The 25,105-nt window shown below is 71.2% G+C and carries 23 protein-coding genes and 2 tRNA genes; 16 read left to right on the plus strand and 9 right to left on the minus strand.

What is annotated here, in order from left to right; translation table 11 throughout:
- Positions 1-512 precede the first annotated feature (512 nt).
- The 4 genes from STBA_RS26800 to STBA_RS26815 form a co-directional block, all read right to left on the minus strand.
- Complete coding sequence (locus STBA_RS26800; protein ID WP_077061660.1) at positions 513-956, minus strand: SRPBCC family protein; 444 nt, start codon at positions 954-956, stop codon at positions 513-515.
- 54 nt (positions 957-1,010) lie between these two features.
- Positions 1,011-2,135, minus strand: a complete 1,125-nt coding sequence (locus STBA_RS26805; RefSeq protein WP_253195025.1) for an acyl-CoA dehydrogenase family protein — start codon at positions 2,133-2,135, stop codon at positions 1,011-1,013.
- 70 nt (positions 2,136-2,205) lie between these two features.
- Entirely contained in the window at positions 2,206-3,003 is a 798-nt protein-coding gene (locus STBA_RS26810) for an ABC transporter permease (protein WP_077061662.1), read from the minus strand.
- Entirely contained in the window at positions 2,996-3,976 is a 981-nt protein-coding gene (locus tag STBA_RS26815) for an ABC transporter ATP-binding protein (RefSeq protein ID WP_253195027.1), read from the minus strand. The genes STBA_RS26810 and STBA_RS26815 overlap by 8 nt, the downstream gene beginning before the upstream one ends.
- A 136-nt stretch (positions 3,977-4,112) precedes the next feature.
- On the opposite strand from STBA_RS26815, the gene STBA_RS26820 reads away from it, so the two are divergent.
- Entirely contained in the window at positions 4,113-5,393 is a 1,281-nt protein-coding gene (locus STBA_RS26820; protein ID WP_077061664.1) for an aspartate aminotransferase family protein, read from the plus strand.
- Between the two features lie 74 nt (positions 5,394-5,467).
- Here the strand turns inward: STBA_RS26820 and STBA_RS26825 are convergent, their stop codons facing one another.
- From STBA_RS26825 to STBA_RS26840, 4 genes are all read right to left on the minus strand, one after another.
- Positions 5,468-6,346, minus strand: a complete 879-nt coding sequence (locus STBA_RS26825; RefSeq protein ID WP_077061665.1) for a class I SAM-dependent methyltransferase — start codon at positions 6,344-6,346, stop codon at positions 5,468-5,470.
- The gene (locus STBA_RS26830; RefSeq protein ID WP_171987795.1) at positions 6,343-7,107 is read right to left on the minus strand and encodes a helix-turn-helix domain-containing protein; all 765 of its coding nucleotides are present in this window, start codon (positions 7,105-7,107) and stop codon (positions 6,343-6,345) included. The genes STBA_RS26825 and STBA_RS26830 overlap by 4 nt, the downstream gene beginning before the upstream one ends.
- Positions 7,108-8,400: 1,293 nt before the next feature.
- Positions 8,401-8,474: transfer RNA gene (locus STBA_RS26835), tRNA-Ile, on the minus strand.
- Between the two features lie 199 nt (positions 8,475-8,673).
- A tRNA-Asn gene (locus STBA_RS26840) sits at positions 8,674-8,746 on the minus strand.
- A gap of 169 nt (positions 8,747-8,915) precedes the next feature.
- Between STBA_RS26840 and STBA_RS26845 the strand changes: the two genes are divergently transcribed.
- The 15 genes from STBA_RS26845 to STBA_RS26920 all read left to right on the plus strand — a co-directional run bounded on the left by STBA_RS26845 (position 8,916) and on the right by STBA_RS26920 (position 23,972).
- Positions 8,916-9,191, plus strand: coding sequence for a hypothetical protein (locus STBA_RS26845; protein WP_077061667.1), 276 nt, complete (start codon positions 8,916-8,918; stop codon positions 9,189-9,191).
- 119 nt (positions 9,192-9,310) lie between these two features.
- On the plus strand, positions 9,311-10,081 hold the full coding sequence (locus STBA_RS26850) for an IclR family transcriptional regulator (protein WP_077061668.1): 771 nt from the start codon (positions 9,311-9,313) through the stop codon (positions 10,079-10,081).
- A gap of 36 nt (positions 10,082-10,117) precedes the next feature.
- Positions 10,118-10,972 (plus strand): SMP-30/gluconolactonase/LRE family protein, encoded by an 855-nt coding sequence (locus STBA_RS26855; protein ID WP_077061669.1) that lies wholly within the window; start codon positions 10,118-10,120, stop codon positions 10,970-10,972.
- A gap of 572 nt (positions 10,973-11,544) precedes the next feature.
- Positions 11,545-12,561: an NADP-dependent oxidoreductase gene (locus STBA_RS26865; RefSeq protein WP_077061671.1), complete on the plus strand. Its 1,017-nt coding sequence runs from the start codon at positions 11,545-11,547 to the stop codon at positions 12,559-12,561.
- Positions 12,562-12,700: 139 nt separating this feature from the next.
- On the plus strand, positions 12,701-14,050 hold the full coding sequence (locus STBA_RS26870) for an extracellular solute-binding protein (protein ID WP_077061672.1): 1,350 nt from the start codon (positions 12,701-12,703) through the stop codon (positions 14,048-14,050).
- Positions 14,047-14,967 carry a sugar ABC transporter permease gene (locus tag STBA_RS26875; RefSeq protein WP_077061673.1) on the plus strand — a complete coding sequence of 307 codons (921 nt, stop codon included), beginning with the start codon at positions 14,047-14,049 and terminating at the stop codon, positions 14,965-14,967. Before STBA_RS26870 ends, STBA_RS26875 begins: the two co-directional genes overlap by 4 nt.
- 8 nt (positions 14,968-14,975) lie before the next feature.
- Positions 14,976-15,869 (plus strand): carbohydrate ABC transporter permease, encoded by an 894-nt coding sequence (locus STBA_RS26880; RefSeq protein WP_107485121.1) that lies wholly within the window; start codon positions 14,976-14,978, stop codon positions 15,867-15,869.
- 152 nt (positions 15,870-16,021) lie between these two features.
- Complete coding sequence (locus STBA_RS26885; protein WP_077061675.1) at positions 16,022-17,374, plus strand: extracellular solute-binding protein; 1,353 nt, start codon at positions 16,022-16,024, stop codon at positions 17,372-17,374.
- Positions 17,371-18,318 (plus strand): sugar ABC transporter permease, encoded by a 948-nt coding sequence (locus STBA_RS26890; protein ID WP_077061676.1) that lies wholly within the window; start codon positions 17,371-17,373, stop codon positions 18,316-18,318. Before STBA_RS26885 ends, STBA_RS26890 begins: the two co-directional genes overlap by 4 nt.
- The gene (locus tag STBA_RS26895) at positions 18,315-19,166 is read left to right on the plus strand and encodes a carbohydrate ABC transporter permease (protein WP_077061677.1); all 852 of its coding nucleotides are present in this window, start codon (positions 18,315-18,317) and stop codon (positions 19,164-19,166) included. Before STBA_RS26890 ends, STBA_RS26895 begins: the two co-directional genes overlap by 4 nt.
- A 109-nt stretch (positions 19,167-19,275) precedes the next feature.
- On the plus strand, positions 19,276-20,802 hold the full coding sequence (locus STBA_RS26900; protein WP_077061678.1) for an alpha-N-arabinofuranosidase: 1,527 nt from the start codon (positions 19,276-19,278) through the stop codon (positions 20,800-20,802).
- A gap of 197 nt (positions 20,803-20,999) precedes the next feature.
- On the plus strand, positions 21,000-22,712 hold the full coding sequence (locus STBA_RS26905; RefSeq protein WP_077061679.1) for a PHP domain-containing protein: 1,713 nt from the start codon (positions 21,000-21,002) through the stop codon (positions 22,710-22,712).
- On the plus strand, positions 22,709-23,278 hold the full coding sequence (locus tag STBA_RS26910) for a hypothetical protein (protein WP_253195029.1): 570 nt from the start codon (positions 22,709-22,711) through the stop codon (positions 23,276-23,278). The genes STBA_RS26905 and STBA_RS26910 overlap by 4 nt, the downstream gene beginning before the upstream one ends.
- Before the next feature lie 62 nt (positions 23,279-23,340).
- Positions 23,341-23,574: a hypothetical protein gene (locus STBA_RS26915; protein WP_077061680.1), complete on the plus strand. Its 234-nt coding sequence runs from the start codon at positions 23,341-23,343 to the stop codon at positions 23,572-23,574.
- The gene (locus tag STBA_RS26920) at positions 23,571-23,972 is read left to right on the plus strand and encodes a hypothetical protein (RefSeq protein ID WP_077061681.1); all 402 of its coding nucleotides are present in this window, start codon (positions 23,571-23,573) and stop codon (positions 23,970-23,972) included. The genes STBA_RS26915 and STBA_RS26920 overlap by 4 nt, the downstream gene beginning before the upstream one ends.
- A gap of 13 nt (positions 23,973-23,985) precedes the next feature.
- Here the strand turns inward: STBA_RS26920 and STBA_RS26925 are convergent, their stop codons facing one another.
- On the minus strand, positions 23,986-25,086 hold the full coding sequence (locus STBA_RS26925; RefSeq protein ID WP_079252198.1) for an aldose epimerase family protein: 1,101 nt from the start codon (positions 25,084-25,086) through the stop codon (positions 23,986-23,988).
- Positions 25,087-25,105: the final 19 nt, after the last annotated feature.

Genomic DNA, 25,105 nt, shown 5'->3' on the forward strand with positions numbered 1-25,105 from the left:
TCGGCGATAGCAAGTGTGCAGTCTTTGCGGTGCCGTTCGGGAGATGTTGTCCGTTGTCTGTTCAGCGGGATATTTTGGCAACGGGCAGTGTGCGTGCGCAGACGGCCGGGCGTGCGCAACGATACGCGGTCCGGAGCGGCGGCTATCCGGCGCGGTGCGCCGCACACGTGGAGCGCCGGTGGGGACGAACGGCGTCCCGCTGTTCGACATCGGGAACTCACGGGTGGTCAGCCCAGCGGCCCGACGACATGCTGTGGCTGTCGGCAGTGGCTTGACGAGCAGGAAGATCACTGATCTGCCCGGCCCTGATCCGCCCGGCCGGCCCTCCACTCCCATGGGGCGGGCCCGGCCGCTGCTCCACTGCCGAGGACATTCGCACGGGCATGGGGCTGATCAAGGGGCTGGCGGAGCTGGGACTTCCGCATGGTTCTCCCGAGTGCTGGCCTCGTAGAAGATCGCGCAGGGAATCGGGCGAGGAATCCGCCGGGGAACGGTCTCCTGCCCACGTGCCCTCAGGCCCGTGCCACCCGGGAATCGATGGCCGCCAGCATCTGCCGGCAGTTCTCCTCCAGCGCCCGGCCCGCCACCGGGTCCAGCATGTCGGCCAGCAGGGGGATACCGATCTCGAAGTCGATGGTGACCCGGACCGCGGAGGTCGCGGAGTCGATCTCCAGCACCCGCCAGTCACCGGTGAAGCGCTCCAAGTCGCCCTCCACCTGGTGGAACGTCATGATCCGGGTCTCGTCGTCGGTCCTGTCCTCCTCCGTCCACTCCAGGAGCGAGCCCTTGAGCATCACCGACCAGTCGCTGAGCCGGGCTCCGGCCGTGCCGGTCTCGTGGACGACCACGCTCTGCACGTTGGTCATGAACTTCGGGTACTCCGCCAGATCCGTCACCGCCGTCCAGGTGTCCGACGCGGGGGCGTTGATCGTCATTTCGACAGTGACCGTGGGCACGCTGGGCTCCTTGGGTGTTCCGGTGTTCCGGTGTTCCGACAGGTACGGGACGAATCAGGCGGGGTCGAAGGAGATGGGCTGCCCGGTGCAGTACGCGCCGACGGCGTCGTCGCAGACGAGGAGCGACGGCGGGTGGTGGTGTACGGCGAGGGAGTCGAGCAGCAGGGCCGCCGCCGGATGCCCCTCGGTGTACGCGCGCCCCCCGATGACCGGGGTGAGCGCGCCGGCGAACCGCTCCCGCACATCGGACAGGGAGGCCCGCAGGCCCATCGCGGCGGCCAGCGCGGTATGGCCGGTCAGCGCCTCGTGCTCCCAGTCGGCGGCGAGGGCGCGGGTGGCGGCGCCCAGCGCGTACAACTCCCGCGCGGCCCGGCCGATCAGCGCCGAACGCGAGCGTGACGTGGTGCCCGCGCACTGCTCCGCCGTCCTGTCGAGCAGCGTCGAGAGCACCCCGTGGTAGGTGGCCGAGACAAGGACCGCGAACCAGACGACCCCGGCGATGAGGATGTCGTCCACAGCACCCGCCGGGCCCCGGTAGAAGACGAGCCGCCGGTCGATCTCGACATCGGTGAGGCGGACCCGGCCGGTGTCGGAGAGCCGCATGCCCAGCGAGGGCCAGTCGCCCTCGTGGGTGATGCCCGGGGAGTTGGCCGGGACGAGCGCGATCAACGTCTCGTCGGTGTCGCGCACCTGGGCGGTGACGCACATCAGGGTGGCCGTGGTGGAGAGCGAACAGGGGTACTTCGTACCGGAGATACGGAAGTCCTTGCCGTCCGGGACGGCCACCGAGCGGCTGCTGAGGAAGTTGCCGTTGCCACCCGGCTCGGCGAAGGCGGAGGCCACCAGCGCGTGGGTCTCCGCGATGCTCTCCAGCAGCATCCAGGAGGTGTCGCGGTGGCGTCGCCAGTAGTCGACCATCAGGCCCACGGTCATGGAGTGCATGTTCAGCGCGATGGCCGGTCCTGGGTCGAGGCGGCCGAGCGCGCGCTGCGCGCCGGCGACCGCGACGAGCCCGGCCCCGCCGCCGCCGAACTCCTCCGGGACGGGCAGCGTCGCGTAGTCGGTTGCCGCGATGGCCCTGATCCGGTCAGCGGCCGTGGCCTCACCAGAGGGCGGGTCCTGGGGCAGTTCTTCGAGGAACGACGGAGTTGCCCACCCGGCATCCAGAAGCCGCCTCACCTGCTGTTCCACGTTGCCGCCTGCCTTCCGTCAACTTGTCGATCCGCCGGGGTCGTCGGCCTGGCTGCCGTCACGACCACGGCACCTTGACCTGCTCGGGCCGGAATACGCACCACGCGGCCAGCGCGAAGACGGCCGCGAGCCCGAGCAGCACCGCCACGGGCAGCAGGACGCCGCCGACGCCCGCGCCGCCGAGTACCGCCTCGTTGAAGCCGCGCATCGCCCAGTACGTAGGGGTGACCTTGCCGAGCGCCTGGGCCCAGAGAGGCAGGGTCGCGTACGGCACGATGCCGCCCCCGCATCCGGCGAACAGCAGCCCGGTGAGGTACGCGAGGGCGTTGAGCTGCATCATGCTCCGGCAGAACGCGATCAGCGCGAACCCGAAGCACACCATGGACGCCGCCAGCGCCACGGCCACCACCGCCAGCGCCGCGACCGAACCGCGGACGTGGAGGCCGAACAGCGCGCCGCCCACGGCAAACAGCACCGTCTGCTGGGTGAGAGCGAGCAGCAGCGTCGACGTGACCCGCCCGCCGATCAGCTCGGCGGCGCGCAGCGGGCTCGCCCGCAGCCGGTTCCAGGTGCGCCAGCCGTGCTCGCGGAAGATGGTCTGCCCGACGTAACTGACGAGGAAGAAACAGAACATCGCGGCGATCCCCGGAACCGCCTGCTCCGCGCCGGTGACCGCTATACCGCCGGGCGCGGGCCCGTACCGCTCGGTCAGGTCGGCCTCGAAGGCGGAGGAGAGGAACCCCATGATCAGCAGCGGCATGAGCGTCAGCACGATCAGCGGGGCCGGATCGGCGCGTACGTGCTCGGCGTCCTTGAGCGTGACGGCCGCCGCCCGCCGCCAGGAGAGGTCAGGCATCGCTCGCCACCCCGTCCGGCTCGTTCGACGCCGCTGACTCTGCCGATGCGTTCAGCTCGTCCGACGTCTCCGACGTCTCCGACGCGGTGACGTTCAAGAAGACCGATTCCAAACTGGCCGGTCTGATCTCCACCGACTGGAGCCGCTGTGCCGCCTCGCCCAGCTCGTTGATCGCGCGTACGGCCGTGATCTGCGGGCTGTCGGTCACGATCCGTACCGTGCGCTCCTCGCGCCGGGTCGGCCACGGCAGCGCGATGTCCGGCGCCGGCCCGGTGAAGGTCAGGTCGACGCGGCTCTCGCCGTGGTCGCGCAGGAGTTCCCGTACGGTGCCACGGGCGACGACCCGGCCCCGGTCGAGGATCACGGTGGGGCCGCCCAACTCCTCGACCTCGGCGAGGTAGTGGCTCGAATAGCAGACCGCCACGCCCGCGTCCGCCAGCCCGCGCACCAGCTCCACCAGGGCGATCCGGCTGACCACGTCCATCCCGACGGTCGGTTCGTCGAGCAGGACGACGGGGGGCTCCGGAACCAGCGCGATCGCCACATGCAGGCGGCGTTGCTCGCCGCCGGACAGGGCACGGGCCGGCCGGTCCAGCAGCGGGGCGAGCCCCAGCGGTCCGGCGACCTGGTCGATACGGCGCTTCGCCCGCGCGCCCCACAACCCGGCGAGCCGGGCGAAGAAGCGCAGGTTCTCGGCGACGGTCAGGGTGGGGTACACACCGAGGTCCTGGGGCGCGAAGCCGACCGGGCCGCCGGCCGTGCACGTACCGCCGTCGGGGCGGGTCAGCCCGGCCACGATCGACAGCAGAGTGGACTTCCCGGCGCCGTTCGTGCCGAGCAGGGCCACCACCTCGCCGGCCGGGACGTCCAGGTCGACGCCGCGCAGCGCGACGACGTCCCGGTACGCCTTGCTGACCTGGCTCACCCGCAGCATCGAGGACCCGTCACCGTCACCTCTCACCGGCTCGCTCACCGGCTCAGGATGGCGGCGGAACCGGCCCGTGCGGGGCGGGTTCCGTCAGATGGAACGGTGCGGAGCAGAGGGGTCTACGGCCGTTAGAGTGCTGCTCCTTCTTTGTGGACCTGTGGTCCTTGTGGAGGTGTGGTCGATGACCGAGCCGGCTACGACGGCAACGGCTACGGCTCTCAAGGCGATACGCAGACACCTTTCCCCCCGGCTCGCCCTGCTGCTCGGTATGAACGGGCAGGACAGCCTCGAAGTGCGGGCGAGCGGCGCGGAGGTGACCCTGTCGGACGGGCGGTCCGCGCTCGACTTCGGCAGTTACGGGGTGGCCTTGCTCGGCCACCGGCACCCCCGGGTGGTCGCTGCGGTGACCGAGCAGTTGGGGCGCATGCCCTCCTCCACCCGGGTGCTGGCCAACGAGACGCTGCCCCGGTTCGCCTCCGAGGTCGTGTCATTCGTCGGACTGGCGGGGCTGACCAGGGTCTGGACCGGGCTCAACGGCACGGACGCGGTGGAGACCGTTCTGAAGCTGGCGCGGGCGGCCGGCGGGCGGAGCCGGGTGATCGCGGTCGAGGGCGGCTTCCACGGTAAGTCGCACGGCGCGCTCGCGGTGACGTCGAGCCCGCGCTTCCGGGAGCCGCTGGCCGCCGTTCTGCCGCCCGTCACGCATGTGCCCGCGACGGCGGACGCGGCCGCCCTGGACGCGGCGTTCGCCGGGGGTGATGTGGCGGCGGTGATCGTGGAGCCGGTGCAGGGCGAGGGCGGTGTACGTCCGCTCGGCGCAAGCCTGTTGCACGAGCTGCGGCGGCGCGCCCGGGATGCCGGGGCGTTCCTGGTGAGCGACGAGATCCAGTGTGGGCTGCGCCGGTGCGGGCCTCCGACGCTCGCGGGCGAGCTGGGGCTCGAACCCGACGCGGTGCTGCTGGGGAAGGGGCTCGGCGGCGGGGTGATGCCGCTGTCGGCCGTGGTTGCGAGCGAGGAGCTGTACGCGCCGCTGCGCGACGATCCGTTCCTGCACACCGCGACGTTCGCCGGGCATCCGCTGAGCGCCGCCGCCGGTATCGCGGCGGTGCGGGCCGTGGCGGAGCACGCCGCCGACGGGGAGCGGGTGGCCCAGCGGATGGAGGCGGGGCTCGCCACCCTGCGGGAGCGGTGGCCCGAGCACATCGCGGCGGTGCGGGGGCGTGGACTGCTCTGGGGGCTGGAGTTTGCCTCGACCGCCCTCGCGGGCAAGGTCTTCGCCGACCTGGGCCCGGCCGGGCTGCTCGTCTCGCCGTGCCTGGGGCGGCCCGAGGTGGTGCGGCTGTTCCCGCCGATGATCGCCACCGACGGGGAGGTCGACCGGGCTCTCGGGATCCTGGACACGACGGTACGCGGGGCGGCGGCGCAGGCCGCCGTTCAGGTCCCGTTTCGCGCGGAGAGCTGAGGCAGGACCGGGCGGCCGGTACGGGGCGGACCCGGGATGCGTCAGCGACGCATCCCGGGTCCGCCCCGGGGCCCTCAAGGCCGTACGGCCGTGACCAGAGCCGGGCACAGCCGGCCCATCGCGTATTCCTCCCTGGCGGTGGCCAAGGTACGGACCACCAGATCGACTTCTTCCGTGCCGAGCATGGCCTCCGCCGAGCCGCGGAAGAGCCGCAGGGCCTTCAGCCGGGCGGCGAGCAGGTCGGTGGCCCAGGGGGCGAGGTCGGTCAGCTCGATGCGGGTGAGTCCGGCGGCGCGCAGTTGCTCACGGCGGGTGGTGACGGGGGTGGTGTGGAAAACGCCGGCGGGGTGGAGCTCGCGAAAGGTTTCCGCCGGGCCGGCGCCGTCGGGAGCGAGGCTGACCTCCTCGGTGCAGAGCAGCGCGCCCCCGGGCCGCAGCAGCCGGGCGGCCTCCTGGAACACCCGGTCGGGGCGGGGAAAGTGGGGCAGCGAGCCGGTGATGACCACCGCGTCGAGCGAGGCATCGGGCAGGGGGACGGATTCGGCGGAGGAACAGAAGATGGTGATGTCTTCGCGCCCCTGGGATTCATTGATCGTCCGGCTGAGTTCGCAGTGCTCGGGGACCAGTTCCACCCCGTACGCCTGTTCCACCGGGGTGCCGCGTTCCGTGAGGCGGTCGAGAATGTACCGCAAGGCCCCGCCGAATCCGCTGCCCATTTCCGCCAGTCGCGCCGGCGCGGCCAGTCTCTCGACGACGAGATCGCAGCCGTTCGGGCCGAAGTGGCCCATCTGATCCAGGGACATGAGTCCGGCGGCTCCGGTGCCACCGGTGAACCGAGTGATACGGCGCTCGGCCGCCTGCCAGTCGAAGAGGCCACCGAAGAGCCGCCGGTGGTAAGCGAGTTGAAGGTCCGTCGCGCCGTGATTCTTCATCGTGCCGAAAGCCTTCGTCATGCAGTTTTCTCGGTGGCTGAGTGGACACTGACGCTGGATAACGCCTCGCGCGCGCCCATGAGTTCGCGGACCACGGCGGTCCGGTGCGCTCCGCCGGGCGGAATGGCTACCGACAGCGCGCCCAGTATGGAACCGTACGGATCGCTGATCGGAACGGCCACCGCCACCGTTCTCCCCGTACGCGTCATCGCATAGCCCTGGTGGACGATTTTCGACAGTCCTGCTTCGCCTCGGTACGGAAGGGATGCCACGCGTTCACGCCTCCTGCTGTCCTGCCTGATGCCGTCCGGCCGTACCCAGGTGCGGAAGGCGGTGATGACCTTGGCCGCCGCGGAGACACACACGGCCAAGGGGGCCCCGAAGGCCACATCGTCCTCCTGGACACGCCGTCCCTCGCGTGCCTCGAAGTGTAAGGACCGGCCGTTGGACAGGAGGGTGAAGAACGCCGGACACTCCCGCCGGGCGATGAACAGCGGTGTGTGCGGCAGGATTCTATGAATGAGCCGCGTCGGCTCGGGAACGCGGTCGGAGAGGATCGCCACGCGTCGGCCGAGGCAGAGATCCTTGCCGTCCCGGTCGAGTAGCCCCCAGACGAGGAGTTCCATGATCAGACGGTGGACGGTGGCCTTCGCAAGGCCGGTCCTGCGGGAAATCTCGGAAAGCGTGAGGCTGCTTTCTCCGGGCGTGAAGCATTCCAGGATGCTGAGCCCCCGGGACAGCATGGAAAGGCGCCCCGCCGCCGCTCCAGGAATGACTGACATCCTCATTTGGCTGTGTGGCATCGGCATACCTCGAAAGTGCGAATGGTACCTGTTCGCGGACGACATACGTGACGACATACATAGCGGCACATGTAACGACATGCGTGATGGAGAAGGACCCATGGCGCACAACTCACGTCGAGGCCGGCCGTCGCGGCCGTACCAGGTCCGCCGCCCCCGTGCTGCCACAAGCAGCCGACTGGCTGGCGCGCACCGGACGACACGCTGCTGGCGGAAGCAGCGCGCTGCGCAGTACGTCCGGTCCACACGCGCACGGCTGGACCGGGCAGTTGCCACCGCGGATTCCCTGTCCGGCGACGGCTGGACAACCGTGAGGTGTCGGTCCTCGGAACGCAGAACCAATAGTTGCACACGCGGCGAGTTTCCGCAGCCCGCCTCTGACTTCTGAGGGAAACGGTCACTGAACGGGCAGGATAATTGGGATTCCGGTCATTCGGGACGCCCGATATCACGGGCCACGGCGGGTGTATTGTGCCGAACGATTGCGTCGGGGGTGCCCTGCTTGTGCCCGGATGGCAGCTGTCTCGAATAAGTGTCTACGGGTGTGGTCTTCTGTGCGAACCTGGCGGAATGCCGGTCCCTGCGGCTGGTGAACATCGACGCGAACGCTTCGCCCCCATGACCGGCGGTGTGGGTCTGTGTGTTCGAATCTCTTCCCGCGAGCAGACTTCCGACTGCAACGGCGGACCGCACGCCTGCCGGAGTGGGCCGCGAGGGCCGGACGCAAGGCCGTCCGGATCGGATCCGGGCTCGCGTCCGGAATGACTGGCGTGGACCACCGCGTCCTCGGCGGCGAAGACAAGGAACCTGCCCCGCCTTCGCCTGCCGCCTCCTCGGTGTCCGGAAGCAGAGGAAGTCGGTGCGTCGCGGCTCTCCGGTGCTGGGGCGGGACTTGTCCTCCCACGCGATCTTTCGGAGCCGCGCCCTCCGGTCTCCTCAGTACCGTCTCGAAGGACCGTTCCTCCGATGCGGCGACGCGGATTGCGGATCGGGTCATCGGCGGATGTCCGGTCTCGTCGGGCGGGACCCAAGAAGGCGGACGGCATCAGCAGAAGCCCGGCGGCGGGCTCGGGGCAGGCGACGGCGGGGCGAGCCGGCTACCCGGCCGCTCCCGCGCACGACCTACCGAAAGCCGGCCGACTCCGCACTGCGCTCCGGGCCGACTGCGGGCCGGCAAAGGATCTTGGGCTTCGGGAAGAGGCCGGGCCGGGCCGGGCCCGACGTACGAGGAGGGTCGCGCAGAGCAGGCGCTCCGGCCTGGAGGGCGCGGAGTGGGGCGGGTGGGACTCGAACCCACGGCCGACGGATTATGAGTCCGTTGCTCTAACCGGCTGAGCTACCGCCCCGTAACGGCGTGCCGCGTACATCTGTGCGCGCCGTCTGCCGCAGCATAGCTGCTCATACGATCTGCCGCCCGGGCCGGGGGCTGTCGTACGCAGGCAAGGACTGCGGGCATGGGGTGATCGGTTCCCGGCACGGTGCCAGTGATGCACGGAGAACAACAAAGGGCCCCGGACGGGGCCCTTTGCGTGATGAGGACTGCTGCTCCCCCGACTGGACTCGAACCAGTAACCTGCCGGTTAACAGCCGGCTGCTCTGCCAATTGAGCTACAGGGGACTGCTCCGCCCGGGTCCGCACCCCCGAGCCGGGGCGCGTGTCCGTGCCGCGGCCCATACATTAGCGCATGTGAGGGGGTGCTTCGAAATCGGTATCCGGGGCATCCCGGTTACCTGCGGCGCGATGTGCCACGAGAAGATCGGTCATCGGGAGAGAGAGGAAGCATCCCATGCGCAAGCTCATCTTCATCGCCGGTGTGGCGGTGGGCTACGTGCTCGGCGCGAAGGCCGGGCGGGAGCGGTACGACCAGTTGCGGGAGGCGGCGGAGCGGGTGCGGAGCAATCCCGCGGTGCGCAATGCCGTCGACTCCGCGACGCAGTCCGGGCGGGAGGCCGCGGCGCGCGCGGCCGGCGTGGTCGCGGACCGGGCGGGGGACCGGTTGCCGGGCGCGGTGACCGAGCGGCTGCGCGCGGTCGGCAGCCACGACGAACGGGGTGCGGCGTAGGGGCGCGCAAAAGCGGACGTCCGGCCCATTGCCCGCGGTGACCACTGCTGGTTAGCGTATGTTCGGCATTCCGGCGTGCGATCGGGATGCCGAACACTTGAGTGGCGGAGGCATCGGGCATGGGGCGTCGCGTACCGGCGGTGAGCCGGGCGTTGGACATATTGGAGCTGTTCCTCGACGGGGACGGGACGCTGTCCGCTCCCGAGATCACCCGCAGGCTTCAGCTGCCGCGGACCACGGTGCACGAGCTGGTGACCACGCTGGCCGCCCGTTCCTACCTGGTGCCGGTGCCCGAGCAGCCGGGCAGGTACCGGCTGGGGGTGCGGACCTACCAGCTCGGCAGCAGGTATGCCGAGCAGCTCGACCTCGCGGCCGAGGGCCAGCAGGTGGCCAGGGCGGTCGCCGAGACCTGCGGCGAGACGGTGCACGTGGCGGTCCTGGAGGACGCGGACGTCATCTACATCGCGAAGGTGGACAGCACGCACGCGGTGCGCATGGTCTCCGCCGCGGGCCGCCGGCTGCCGGCGCACTGCACGGCGGTGGGCAAGATGCTGCTGGCCTCGCTGCCGCCGCAGGAGCTGGACGAACGGCTGCCGGCCGGGGACGAGCTGCCCGCCATGACGCCGAACTCGATCACCTCGGCCGAGACCCTGCGCGCGATCCTCGATGAGGTCAGGGAGCGCCAACTGGCCTCGGAGCAGCGGGAGTCCAACCCGGACGTCAGCTGCGTGGCCGCGCCCGTGCGGGACCGGGCGGGGCGGGTCGTCGCGGCGCTGAGCATTTCGGTGCCGATGATCCGCTGGAGCGCGGAGCGGCAGGACGAACTCGCGGCGCTCGCGGTCAAGGGCGCGGCGCAGCTGTCGGAGCGGCTCGGCCACCACGCGGGCTGAGCGCGGCAGGGGAAGCACGAGAGCACGAGGAGAGCGGTGGCAGACGGGCTTGAGATCGCGATACGTGGCCGTGCGGAGCTGGGGGAGGGCCCGACCTGGGACCCGGCAACGGAACGGCTGATCTGGGTGGACATCCTGTCCTCCCGGGTGCACCTCTTCGACCCGGCGACCGGCCGCAGGACCGTGCTGCCCACCGAGCAGCACGTCGGGGCCGCGAAGCCGCGGGCGGGCGGCGGGTTCGTGGTGAATCTGCGGGACGGCGTCGGCCTGTACGAGGCGTCGGGCACGTTCCGCTGGCTGCGGCACGAGCCGGTGCCCGGGCGCCGCGGCAACGACGCGGCGGTGGCGCCGGACGGCTCGCTGTGGGCCGGGACGATGCGCTACGACGAGCGGCAGGGCGGCGGCACGCTGGAGCGGCTGACGGGCGAAGGGGAGGTGCGGCGGGTGCTGCCGGACGTCACCGTCAGCAATGGCCTGGGCTGGAGCCCCGACGGGTCGGTCCTGTACTACATCGACACCCCGACGCGGCGCGTGGACGCCTTCCGCGTCACCGGGGACGGCGGGGTGGCGGACCGGCGGACGGTGGTGGACACCGCCGATCTGCCCGGCTTCCCGGACGGTCTGACGGTGGACGCGGACGGCTGTCCGTGGGTCGCCTTCTGGGAGGGCGGCGCGGTGTGCCGCTTCACGCCGGAGGGGAAGCGGGACCGCATCGTCCCGGTGCCGGTGTCGCGGCCCACGGCCTGCGCGTTCGGCGGCCCCGGCCTGGCGGACCTGTACATCACCACCGCGGCCACCGGCACGGACCCGGGCACCGAGCCGCTGGCCGGCTCGGTGTTCGTGCTCCCCGGCGCGGGCCGCGGCCTCCCTCAGCCGGCGTTCGCCGGCTAGGCCCTGTCCGGCCGATCTTGCCGGGCCCGCGACGCCAGCTACGGCACCTCGCTGCGTTACCGAATCGCGCGAATACGGACAGGTATGAGCTGCGATCCGGCGCCTTGCGATGCACCGCATCTGACGCCGCGGGCTTATCCGACAAGATCGACAGGACAGGACCTAGGGCCGGCCTGGGGGACCGGGGCGGGGCCGATCGGACCCGGCGTCGCGGCGCCCATGCGCAGGCAGGCGAACGCGTGGACGCCGTCGGAGAGGTCGGAGAGGCCGGGGTCCGCGGGGAATGGGCACGACGGGTCGTCCCACTCCTGGAGCCGCGCCGTCTCGTGCCGGCCGAAGTCCTCCGACCAGCCGGGCCACCCCTGCCGGCCGAGGTCTCCTCCGGACGTCTCCCCGGACGGGCTTGTGCTTCCGGCGGCGGGGGCGTTTCCGGGGCCGCGGGGAGCGAGCTGCAACCGGTGGTCAGCAGCAGACCGGCGAGCAGGGTGACGGTCGCGGACCGGTGAGACATGGCAGCAGCCTGCGCCGGGGCATGATGGGGGCAATGCCGGTTTCCTTCAGGGAGGTTTTCCGTGGACGTGCCCGCTGTCGGCCGCGAATGGCATCTGGTGTCGAGGCCCAGGGGGTGGCCGGTTCCGGAGGACTTCGCGCTGCGCCAGGCGCCGGTGCCGAGACCGGGCGACGGGGAGCTGGTGGTGCGGAACCTGCACCTGTCGGTCGACCCGTACATGCGCGGACGGATGAACGACGTGAAGTCCTACACCCCGCCGTTCGCCCTGGACCGGCCCATGGAGGGGGCGGCGGTCGGGGAGGTGCTGGTCTCCGAGGCGCCCGGGTTCGCGCCGGGTGACCACGTGCTGCATCCGCTGGGCTGGCGGGAGTTCACCGTCGTGCCGGCCGGGCGGGCGACGAAGGTGTCCGCGGACCTGGCGCCGCTGACCGCCTATCTCGGGGTGCTCGGCATGACCGGGCTGACCGCGTATGCGGGTCTGACCGAGATCGCGCGCCTGCGCGAGGGCGATGTGGTCTTCGTGTCGGGTGCGGCCGGTGCCGTGGGCGGCCAGGCGGGGCAGATCGCGCGGCTGAAGGGCGCCTCGCGGGTCATCGGCAGCGCGGGTTCTGACGAGAAAGTGCGGCTGGTGACGGAGGAGTACGGTTTCGACGCGGCGTTCAACTACCGCAGCGGCCCGGTCGGGGAGCAGCTGGCCGCCGCCGCGCCGGACGGCATCGACGTCTACTTCGACAACGTGGGCGGCGATCATCTGGAGGCCGCCCTCGACGCGTTCAACGTGCACGGCCGCGCCGTCATCTGCGGCATGATCGCGCAGTACAACGCGACGGAGCCGCCCGTGGCGCCGCGCAACCTGTTCCTGACCATCGGCAAGCGGCTGCGGCTCCAGGGCATGCTGGTGCGTGACCACCACTCCCTCCAGCCGCAGTTCATCGAGGAGGTCTCGGCCTGGATTCGCTCCGGTGAGCTGACGTACCGGGAGACCGTGGCCGAGGGCATCGAGAACGCGGTGGACGCGTTCCTCGGCATGCTGCGCGGCCTCAACACGGGGAAGATGATCGTCACCCTGGACGGCTGACGGGGCTGACGAAGCTGACGAGGCGGCTGAAAGTTTCTCGGACCGCCGCAGGGGCGTTGACGGTGACGTGCGCCGCTCCTACGTTCTCGTCCGTATATCCGATCCATGTTCGATATCACGGATACGAGGGCGGGAACGCATGTACCCACCACCCCTGCCGCACTCCCGGCCGAGCCGTCGGCGCGTGCTCGGCTCCTTGGCCGGGCTCGGCGCGCTCGGCACCGCGGGCGCCGCCGGGTGCGCGGCGCCGAGCGGCACCGGCGGCGGCCGGACGCGGCTGCGCTACTGGCACCTCTTCGGCGGCGGCGACGGCGTCACCATGGACGCGATGCTGGCGGAGTTCCGGCGCGGCCATCCGGAGATCGACCTCCAGTCGTCCACCCTCATGTGGGGCGCGCCCTACTACACCAAACTCGGCATGGCCGGGGCCGGCGGGCGGGCGCCCGAGGTCGCCGCGCTGCATCTGGCGCGGCTCGCCGGGTTCGCGCCCGGCCGGCTGCTCAACCCGTTCGACCTGGACCTGCTCGCCGAACACGGCGTGACACCGGCCGACTTCCCCGAGGACCTGTGGCGCCGCGGCGCGGTGGACGGCGAGCAGTACGCGATCCCCCTCGACACCCACCCGATGGTGCTCTATTACCAGACGGATATCTGCGAACGGGCCGGGCTGCTCGACGGGGACGGCAGGCTGCGGCCGATACGCGGCCGGGACGCGTTCACCGCGGCGGTGCGCGCGGCCGGGGAGGTCACCGGCAGGCCGGGCCTCGTCGTGGAGACGCTGGGCGCCGACACGATCGGCCCGTGGCGGATCTTCGCCACGTTCTACGCGCAGACGGGCGGTGCGCTGCTCAGCGAGGACGGCACCCGCATCGCCCTCGACGACGCCAAGGCCCTGGAAGTCCTGGAGTACATGCGGACGCTGACGGACGAGGGGCTGATCTCGCCGCGCGTCGACTACCAGGGCTCGGTCGGCCTGTTCAGCGCCGGGGAGACCGGCTTCTTCCTCAACGGGGAGTGGGAGGTCGCGACGTTCACGAACACCGGGATGCCGTTCTCCATGACCCGGGTGCCCAGCCTCTTCGGCAGCGGCGCGGCCCAGGCCGACTGTCACTCCTTCGTGCTGCCCAACCAGAACGACCGCGGCGGCGCCGCCAACGAGGCCGCGCACGCCTTCGTCGCCTGGATGCTGCGGCACTCCGTCGACTGGGCGGCCGGCGGGCACGTTCCGGCCTATCTGCCGGCGCTGTCGGAGCCCGAATACCTCGCCATGCGGCCGCAGTCGGAGTACCGCTCGGTGATCGACGAGGTGGCGCTCGACCCGCCGGTGTGGTTCGCCGGCTCGGCGTCGTCCCTGTGGCTCGAACTCGGCGCGGTCTTCTCCGGTGTGCTGACCGGCAGCCGGACGCCGCGCGACGCCCTGGCGGAGGCCAGGGACCGGCTGGCGGACCTGCTCGGCACGCCGAGCCCGTTCGGGGAGACGACGTCATGACGACCACGGCACCGCCGTCCGCGCCGCGCGGCATACGCCGCCACTGGAGCGAGCACGGGCTCGCGTTCACCCTGCCCTTCCTGCTCGTCTACGCCGCCTTCCTGGTCTTCCCGCTGCTGTGGGGGGTGCGGATGAGCCTGGGGAACGACGACATCGCCGGCACCCAGTCGGAGTTCGTCGGCCTGGACAACTACGTCGAGGCCGTGCGGGACCCGGACGTGTGGTCCTCGCTGTGGAACACCGTCTGGTTCACCGTCCTGTCCACCGTGCCGCTCGTCGTCGTCGGCCTGGTGCTCGCGCTGCTGGCCCACCACCTGCGCTTCGTGAACTGGCTGTGGCGGCTGAGCTGGTTCGCGCCGTTCCTGCTGCCCTCGGGCGTCGTGTGCCTGCTGTGGCTGTGGGTGATCTACCCGTCCGACTTCGGCTTCGCCGACCAGCTGCTGAACGCCTTCGGCCTCCAGCCCGGCATCGGCTGGCTGACGGACGCCAGGTACGCGATGCTCTCCATCGTGCTGACCACCGTCTGGTGGACCGTCGGCTTCAACTTCCTGCTCTACCTGGCCGCGCTCCAGGCCATCCCGCAGCACCTGTACGAGGCCGCGGAGCTCGACGGCGCCGGGCCGTGGCAGCGGCTGCGCACGATCACGCTGCCGCTGCTCAACCGGACCACCGGGGTGGTGCTCGTGCTCCAGCTGCTGGCTTCCCTGAAGATCTTCGATCAGGTGTACATCATGACCGGCGGCGGCCCCGACGAGTCCACGCGGCCGATCCTCCAGTACGTCTTCCAGGCCGGGTTCACCGGCTACCGCATCGGCTATGCCTCGGCGATCTCGTACATCTTCTTCGCGCTGATCGTCCTCGTCTCGCTGATCCACCTGCGGCTGACCCGCAGGTCCCGTGAGGAGAACGCCGCATGAGTGCCGCCATGACCGCCGCGCGCAAGGCGCGGGACGCCGTCAGGACCGGGGCGGGGGAGGAGGCGCAGGGACGCAGGCCGCGCTGGACGCGGGGGCGCGTCGGGCTGCTGGCGTGCGCGCTGGTGCTCGCCGTGCTGTGGGTGCTGCCGCTGGCCTGGGCCCTGGCCACGTCGCTGAAGCCGGAGGACGAGACGACCGACACCGGGCTGAACTGGATCGGCTCGCGGATCACGTTCGACGCCTACCGGCAGGTGTGGGAGTCGGGCGACCTCACCCGCTGGATGCTCAACACGGCCTACATCGCGTCCATGACGACTCTGCTGACCGTCGTGCTCACCGCGATGGCCGCCTACGGGTTCAGCCGCACCGAGTTCCGCGGCCGGAGGGTGCTGTACGGGCTGGTGCTCGCGGGGATCATGGTGCCGCCGCAGGTGCTGATCGCGCCGCTGTTCGCGGAGATGGTCGCGCTGAATCTCGTGGACACCTACTGGGGCGTGATCCTGCCGCAGGTGGCGGTGCCCGCGATGGTGTTCATCCTGGTGAAGTTCTTCGAGGGCCTGCCGCGCGAGCTGGAGGAGGCCGCGTACGTGGACGGGGCCGGCCGCTGGCGGGTGTTCTGGCAGATCGTCGTGCCGCTGTCCCGTCCGGTGCTCGCGGCGGTCGCGATCTTCACGTTCATCCAGACGTGGAACAACTTCCTGTGGCCGTTCCTCGTCACGACCGACCCGAACGCCATGACGCTGCCGGTCGGTCTGGTGAACGTCCAGTCCACGTACGGCGTCAGGTACGCGCAGGTGATGGCGTCGGTGATCATCGGCGGGCTGCCGCTGCTGATCGTCTTCGTCTTCTTCCAGCGGCAGATCGTGCGCGGCGTCGCCCATACGGGGCTCGCCGGCCAGTAGCCGTCCGCACCGCGTGTGACCGCCCGGCGACACTCCCTGAAACTTTCGGGGAGTGTTGTCGTAACGGTTGACCTTCGACAGATTCGACTTCTACCTTCCGTTCGGACACCCGATCGGGATTCGAAATGTCGAACGAGCGAAGGGTTTTCGGGATGACTCATGCCTCCCTGCGGTCCCTGCCGCCGCCCCTCGGACGGCCGAGCCGCCGCGGGCTGCTGCGCGGCGCGGCAGGACTCGGGGCGGCCGTGGCCCTCGGCGGCTCAGCCGCCTGCGGCTCCGCCGCTTCCCTGGCCGGCGGTGACCGCCGGATTCAGTTCTGGAACCTCTTCAGCGGCGGCGACGGCGCCAACATGAGAGGGATGCTCGACCGGTTCCGCGCCGAATTTCCCGGCATCGAGGTCGAGGACACCACGCTGGCCTGGGGGGACCGCTACTACACCAAGCTCGCCATGGCGGGCGCCGGCGGGCGGGCCCCCGACGTCGGCATCCTGCACCTCGGCCGGCTCGCCGGCTTCGCGCCCGGCCGGCTGCTCGACCCCATCGACACCGGCCTGCTGGCCGAAGCCGGCGTGCGCCGCGAGGACTTCAACGCCACGCTGTGGGACCGGGCCACGATCGGCGGCGAACTGTACGGGCTGCCGCTGGACATCCACCCCTCGACGATGTTCTACAACCGTGCCGCCTGCGAGCCCGCGGGGCTGCTCGACGCCGAGGGCCGCCTGACCGAACTGAACGGCACCGAGCAGTTCCTCGACGCGCTCGACGCCGTGCGCGAGGTCATCGGCCAGTCCCCGCTGGGCTGGAACGCGCTGATGCCCGGCGAGTGCTGGTGGACGTTCGTCGGCCTGTACGCGCAGACCGGCGGCAGCATCCTCAGCGAGGACGGCACCGAACTCGCCCTCGACGACGACCGGGCCGAGGAGGTGCTGGCGTTCATGGCCCGCCTGGTCGCGGACGAGTACGCCATACCCGGCCAGGACCTGGTCGGTTACTTCGTCAACGGCGGCGGCTTCGTCCTCTTCGGCAACTGGCTGCTTGTCGACTTCCGGACGGCGGGACTCGACTTCGGCGCCCGGCCCTACCCCACGCTCTTCGGCACGCCCGCCACCCAGGCGGAGTCCCACATCCTCGTCCTGCCCCACCAGGAGGGCCGCAGCGGCGCCGCCGACGAGGCCGCGCACACGCTGATCGCCTGGCTCGTGCGGAACAGCCTCTCCTGGGCCGAGGCCAGCCACGTGCCCGCCTACCTGCCGATCCTCGAACACCCCGACTACCTCGCCATGGAACCGCAGTCCGAGTACCGCGGTGCCATGGACATCGCCGCGTTCGACCCGCCCGCCTGGTTCTGCGGCACCTCCTCGCGCGTCCAGGCCGACGTCGGCGTACACCTCTCGGCCGCCGCCATGGGCTCCGTCACCCCCGCCGAGGCCGTGCGCGACATCCGCGCCACGCTGCGCTCCCTCCTCGACACCCGCAACCCGTTCGGCGAAGGGACCGCGTCGTGACCGCCCTGGCCCCCGCCCCCGCCCCGCCCGGCGCCCCTGAGACCGCCCCCGCGCGGCGCCCGGGCCGCTCCCGTCTCGGGCGGATCATGCAGCACGGCGGCTGGTTCGTCGCCCCGTTCCTCGTCTTCTACGGCGTCTTCCTCGTGTGGCCGCTGGTATCCGGGCTGTGGTACAGCCTCAACGAGACCAACCTGGCGGGCATCAACACCGAGTTCATCGGCCTGGACAACTACCGCGAGGCCCTGAACGACGACCAGCTGTGGGACTCGCTGGGCAACACCCTCACGTTCACCGCGATGCTCACCCCGCTGATCGTCGCCGTCGCCTTCGGCCTCGCGCTGCTCGCCCACAACATCAAGCACGGCAAGTGGTTCTGGCGGCTGGCCTTCTTCGCGCCGTTCCTGCTGCCCTCCGCCGTGCTGGCCGACCTGTGGCGGTGGCTGTACGAGCCGGACTACGGCCTGTTCAACAACGCCCTGAACGAGCGCGTCCCGTGGCTGCTCGAAGGCGACTGGGCCATGTTCTCCATGGTGCTCGCCACCCTCTGGTGGACCGTCGGCTTCAGCTTCCTGCTGTACCTGGCCGCGCTCCAGGCCATCCCCGACCACCTCTACGAGGCGGCCGCGCTGGACGGCGCCGGACCGTGGCAGCGGATGTGGCACATCACCGTCCCCATGGTCCGCAACATCACCGGACTCATCGTGGTCCTCCAGATCCTGGCCTCGCTCCAGGTCTTCGACCAGATCTTCCTGATCAACGAGGGCGGCCCGAACAACGAGACCCGTCCGGTGGTGCAGTACATCATCCAGCAGGGCTTCACCGGCTACCGCATCGGCTATGCCTCGGCCCTGTCCTACATCGTCTTCGTCCTGATCGTCGCCGTCACGCTGGTCCGGCTGTGGCTGGTGCGCAAGCGCACGGACGAGAAGGGGGAAACGCGATGAGCGAGCGGACTTTCGCCGTGAAGGTGCGGCGCAACGCGGGGCAGATCGTGCTGACCACCCTCGGCGCGCTGCTGGCCGCGCTGTGGCTGGTGCCGTTCGGGTGGGCGCTGTCCACCTCGTTGAAACCGGAGGGCGACACGCAGCTGCTGCCCCTGAAGTGGATTCAGTCGAACATGAACCTGGACGCCTACCGCAGCGTCCTGGACACGGGCGACATCCCCAAGTGGCTGGTGAACTCCGTGATCGTCTCCACGGGCGTCACCGCGCTGACCCTGGCGGTCTCGGCGCTCGCCGCCTACGGTTTCGCCCGCACGCACTTCCGTTTCCGCAAGGCGCTGTTCGGGCTCACGCTGGCCGGGATCATGGTGCCGGGCACCGTCATCACCGCGCCGCTGTTCGCCAATGTGCGCACGATGGGCCTGGTCGACACCTACTGGGGCGTCATCCTGCCGCAGGTGTCCGCGCCGGCGATGGTGTTCATCCTCTACAAGTTCTTCCAGGGCGTCCCCAGGGAGCTGGAGGAGGCCGCGCGCATCGACGGCGCGGGCCGGTGGCGGATCTTTCTGGGGATCGTGCTGCCGCTGTCCCGTCCCGTGCTCGCGGCGGTCGGCATCTTCACCTTCATCGGGTCGTGGAACAACTTCATGTGGCCCTATCTGGTCACCACCGACCCCGATCTGGCCACGCTGCCGGTCGGCCTGGCCACGGTGCAGTCCTCGTTCGGCATCCGCTGGGCGCAGCTGATGGCGGGGGCGCTGCTGGCCGCGCTGCCGCTGCTGATCGTGTTCGTGTTCTTCCAGCGGCAGATCGTCCGCGGTGTCGCCCACACCGGCATCGCCGGTCAGTGATCGGGGGAGGAACGAGCGGAGGCGTTGACTGTGCGGCGCGTGCGATCTAAGTTCTGAATTGTTCGAAGTAGCGATCGACGAACGAAATATCGAACGACCAGGGACCCGCATGAGCGACGCACCGCACACCGCCCGTTTCACCCTCGACCCCGCCTTCACCGTCTCCGCGGTGGACCCGCGCCTGTTCGGCTCCTTCGTGGAGCACCTGGGCCGGTGCGTCTACACGGGCATCTACGAGCCAGGACACGCGACCGCCGACGAGGCGGGGCTGCGCCGGGACGTTCTCGACCTGATCAGGGAGCTGGGGGTCACGGCCCTGCGCTACCCGGGCGGGAACTTCGTGTCGGGCTACAAGTGGGAGGACGGCGTCGGCCCGCGGGACGAGCGGCCCCGGCGGCTCGACCTGGCCTGGCGGTCCACCGAGAGCAACCGCTTCGGCCTGAGCGAGTTCGTCGACTTCGTCCGCAAGGTCGGCGGCGAGCCGATGCTGGCGCTCAACCTCGGCACGCGCGGTGTCGCGGAGGCGATCGAGCTCCAGGAGTACGCCAACCACGCGGGCGGCACCGAGCTGTCCGAACGGCGCATCGCGCACGGCGACAAGGAGCCGTTCGGTATCCGGCTGTGGTGCCTGGGCAACGAGATGGACGGCCCCTGGCAGACCGGCCACAAGACCGCGGAGGAGTACGGGCGGCTCGCCGCGGAAACCGCCCGCGCCATGCGGCAGATCGACCCGGACGTGGAGCTGGTCGCCTGCGGCAGTTCGAGCCAGGGCATGGCCACCTTCGCCGCCTGGGAGTCGACCGTCCTGGAGCACTCCTACGAGCTGGTCGACCACATCTCGCTGCACGCCTACTACTACGAGCGCAACGGCGACCGCGACTCCTTCCTCGCCTCGGCGGTGGACACCGAGTCGTTCATCGAGAACGTCGTGGCCACCGCCGACCACGTCGGCGCCCGCCTGAAGTCGAAGAAGAAGATCAACCTCTCCTTCGACGAGTGGAACGTCTGGTACCAGGACGGCAGCGCCCCCACCCTCTCCGACGAGGGGCGCGGCGACGACTGGGCGGAGGCGCCGCGGCTGCTGGAGGACAACTACAGCGTCACCGACGCCGTCGTCTTCGGCACCCTGCTCATCGCCCTGCTGCGGCACGCGGACCGCGTGAAGGTCGCCTGCCTGGCCCAGCTGGTCAACGTCATCGCCCCGATCGCCACCGAGCCCGGCGGCAAGGCGTGGAAGCAGACCACGTTCTTCCCGTTCGCCCAGGCGTCGCGGTACGGCCGCGGCACGGTCCTCGACGTGCGCGTCGCCGGGCCGACGCACACCACCGAACAGTACGGCGAGGTCGGCCTCCTGCACGCCACGGCCGTCCGCGACGAGGACACCGGCGCGGTCACCGTCTTCGCCGTCAACCGCGACCAGACGCGGTCGCTTCCCCTTGAGGTGACGCTGCACGGTCTGGGGCTGACGCAGGTCGCGGAGCACAGCGTGCTCGCCGACGCCGACCCCGACGCCCGCAACACCGCCGCCGAGCCGGACCGCGTGACCCCGCACGCCGCCACCGGCACGGCGCTGGCGGACGGCGTGCTGACCGCCGGCCTGGAGCCGCTCTCCTGGAACGTCATCCGGTTGGCCTGACGACAGGCCGGCCCCGCGAGACCGGGGCCCCGCGAGACCGGGACCGCCGCCGCCCGTGACACGAACCGGGCGCCGGCGGTCCCGCCGTTCCGCGCCTCGGCGGACGAACGACCCCTCCGCAACACCCCACGTTCACCTGGTCCTCCAAGAGTGCCTGCGGCAGCTGTACAGCCATGAACCATCTGGGGAGCGACGCCATGGGCCACAGCCACGGACACGGACACCACCACCATCACGATCACGACCACGCGGCGGAGGCCGGACCGCTGCCCGCGGCCATGGACCCGGCGGTGCCCGACACCGAGTTGAGCCCCGACCAGCTGACCCGCCGCACCATGCTGCGCCGCGCCGGCCTGCTGGGCGCCGGTGCCGCGGGGGCGAGTGTTCTGGGCGCCGCCGTGCCGGCCGCGGCCGCCTCCCAGCAGGCCGCACCGGCGGGCCGCGGCGGCAACGGCCGCGGGCGGCTGCACTGGCTGGCCGGCGACCACCACATCCACACCCAGTACAGCCCGGACGCCATGTACCGGGTGGTCGACCAGGTCGGCAACGGTGCGAGATACGGCCTGGACTGGATGGTCATCACCGACCACGGCAACGTCAACCACTCCCGCATCGGCGTCGAACGCGTCAACCCCGACATCCGGCACGCGCGGGAGGTGTACGAGGACACGCTCGTCTTCCAGGGCCTGGAGTGGAACATCCCGGCCGCGGAACACGCCACCGTCTTCGTCCACCCGGGCCGCCACGAGGTCTCGGTGCTCAAGCAGTTCGAGACCGACTACGACGGTGGCGTCAACGACGCCACCGACAGCACCCCGCGCAACGAGGCCCTGGCCATCTCCGGCCTGGACTTCCTCGCCGAGCAGGTGCGGCGGCGCAAGGTCAAGGACGCCCTGATGCTCGCCAACCACCCCTCGCGCAAGGGCATCGACTCCCCGCACGAGATCCGCGGCTGGCGCGACGCGCAGCCGCGGATCGCCGTCGGCTTCGAGGGCGCCCCCGGCCACCAGGCCGCCGGCATTCCCGCGCCGCACGGCTCGGGCAGCGGGCGCGGCTTCTACACCTCCAGCCCCGACGCCAACTCGTTCCCCGGTTACCCGGCGGAGAGCTACCGCACCTGGGGCGGCTTCGACTGGATGACCGCGACCGTCGGCGGGCTGTGGGACAGCCTGCTCGCCGAGGGCAAGCCGTGGTGGATCACCGCCAACTCCGACTCGCACAGCAACTACGGCGACACCTCCGCCCGGCCGGAGGGCTCCGACTACGACGCGAACGGCTACCACGACGACCCGGTGTACGGGGGCTCCGGACTCAACCTGACAGCCGGCGACTTCTGGCCGGGCCAGTACAGCCGCACGCACGTCGGCGCCCGCGACTTCTCCTACGCCGCCGTCATGGAGGGCATCCGCGAAGGCCGGATCTGGGTCGACCACGGCGGGCTGATCTCCGGCCTGGACGCGCAGCTGCGCGGCGGCAACCGCTCGGCGACGCTGGGTGGTTCGCTGCACGTCAGGCGCGGTACCGACGTCGAGCTCGTGCTGGAGATCTCGCTGGCGAACGGGCCCAACTGGGCGCAGTTCGTGCCGCGGCTGGCCCGGGTGGACGTCATCAGGGGCGCGGTCACCGGCCGCATCGACGACCAGGACGCCATGTCCGCGCCGGAGACGAAGGTCGTGAAGTCCTTCGAGGTGAACGAGTCCACCGGCACCGTCCGGCTGACCTACCGGCTCGGCCGGGTCGAGCGCCCCGCCTACGTCCGCGTCCGCGGCACCGACGGCAACCGCAGCCAGCCCGGCCTGAACGGCTCGGACGTGGACCCGGCAGGACCCGCGCTCGACGTGCTGGGCGACGCCGACCCGTGGGAGGACCTGTGGTTCTACTCCAACCCGATCTGGGTGCTGCCCGAGTGACCGTGATCGGTCTCGACGGCGGCGCGCGGACCGCGCGGGAGGCCGACCACCTGCTGCACCGGCTCGCGGAACGGCTGCCGCTGCCGGAGAGCACCCACGGCTGCACCCACCCGCTGCGCGACCCCGAGCCGCGCGTCGTGCTGTCCCTGACGCTGCCCGACGACGCCGCCGCGCGCCCGGTCTTCGACCGGCTGCGCGACGGCGCCGCGGGCGAGGACGTCGCCGCGGCGTGGGGGGAGCGGCGCGCGGGGGCCCGCGCGGCAGGAGCTGCCGCGGGCGCCGCGGCGGCGGCGGCCGGGACCGGCCGGGCGGTGCTCTTTCCCGGCTGGCGGCTGCTGACCGGCAGCCTCACTCTGGGCGAAGTGTTCGCGCGGACGGCGATCACCCGCGCCGAGGCGCTGGGCGGCACGGTCCCGCCGGCCTCCGCCGTGCTGGACACCCGCGGCCACGTGCGGCCGGAGCTGCGCGACGGAACGCTGCTGCTGCGCCTGATGCCCGCGCGCGGCGGCCGGTACGTCCCGTTCGAGATACCCGATCCGCACCCCTGCTGCGGCGCGCGCGCCTGACCGCGTCACGGGGGCCCGGGGCCGGGTGGTTCACCCGGCCCCGGACGTGGTACTACTGAAGTATGACCATGCGGAAGACGGCGATCTCCCTCCCCGAGGACCAGCTGAGGCGACTGAAGGCGGCCGAGGCCGCCGGCCGCATCCCCAGCGTCTCCGGCCACATCCAGGAGCTGCTGCGCCGGGACGAGGAGACCGCGGAGGTCACCGAGACCCTGCGGCGGCTGTTCGGCGACGAGGGGGCAGGACCCGAGCACAGGAAGTGGGCGGAGCGCACGCTCGGTCTCGACGCCGCGTGACGGCCGACGCCATAGGCGGGCGGATTCTCGACACCTCGGCGCTCGTCGCCGCGGCCCGCGGCGACCTCTTCATGCGGGCGCTGCTCGAAACGGCGCACGAGCACGTCATCCCGCTGCTCGCGCCCGCCTCCTGCGTGGCCGACGCGGCGGCCGACCTGCATCCGCACGGCCGGGACGCACTCACCACGATCATGCGCTTCCCGCTCGTGACGTTCGCCGCGCTGGACGAGTCGCAGGCGGTCGGGTCCGGCATCCTGCGTTCCGCGCACCGCCCCGCCGCGACCACCCCTGGGCACGTCGCCTACCTCGCCGCCGCCCGGCAGTGGCCCGTGATCACCACGGCTCCCGGGCCACTGCGGACGCTCTACCCCGCCATCGCGATCGAGCTGCTGCCCTGACCGCGGCCACAGGTCACCGCACGGCGAAGGAGTGCACGGTGGTGGAGCGGTAGGTGTCGCCGGGCCGCAGCACGGTGCTGGGGAAGTCGGGCCGGTTCGGCGAGTCGGGGAAGTGCTGGGTCTCCAGGCACAGCCCGTCGCCCTGCCGGTAGGTCCGCCCCGACGTGCCCACCAGCGTGCCGTCCAGGAAGTTGCCGCTGTAGAACTGCACGCCGGGCTCGGTCGTCGACACCGTCATCAGCCGGCCCGAGGACGGGTCGTAGAGCGTCGCCGCCCGTTCCGGCTCGGGCGTGCTGCCCTTGTCCAGCATCAGGTTGTGGTCGTACCCCTGCGCGTGGAGCAACTGCCGGTGCCCGGCGCGCAGGTCGTCCCCGATGGTCTTCGCGCGCCGGAAGTCGAACGGCGTGCCTGCGACGGTGGCCGGCTCCCCGGTGGGGATGAGCGTCTCCCCGACGGGGGTGTAGCGGCTCGCGGGCAGGCTCAGGCGGTGGTCGTGGATGCCGCCGCTGCCCTCGCCCGCGAGGTTGAAGTACACGTGGCTGGTGAGGTTGACCACCGTGGGCGCGTCCGTGGTGGCGCGGTAGTCGATGCGGAAGTCGCCGCGCTCGCCGAGCGTGTACTCCACCTCGACGTCCAGCGTGCCCGGGTAGCCCATCTCGCCGTCCGGGCTGGTGTAGCGCAGCGTCAGCGCGGCCGGCGCGGAGGGCGTGACGTCCCACACCCGCTTGTCGAAACCGATGTCCCCGCCGTGCAGGCTGTTGGGGCCGTCGTTGACCGGCAGCCGGTACTCGGCGCCGTCGAGCGTGAAACGGCCCTCCGCTATGCGGTTGCCGTAACGGCCTATCAGCGCACCGAAGTAGGGGGAGTCCGCCACGTACGGGTCGAGGCGGTCGAAGCCGAGGGACACGTTGGCGGCACGCCCGTCGCGGTCAGGCACCTCAAGGGACTGCACGATCCCGCCGTAGCTGAGCACCCGAAGCCTGGTGCCGCCGCGGGACAGCGTCCAGCGGTGCACCTCGGTGCCGTCGGCCAGCCGGCCGAAGGGCTCCCGCCGGGGTGCGCCGTCGGCTGCCGCGGCGGTCGGCTCGGCGGTGTCGTGTCCTGTGGTGGGCATGGGTGCTGGGCTCCTGGTG

Origin of the sequence: Streptomyces sp. MP131-18 (assembly GCF_001984575.1) — a bacterium.
Lineage (GTDB): Bacteria > Actinomycetota > Actinomycetes > Streptomycetales > Streptomycetaceae > Streptomyces > Streptomyces johnsoniae.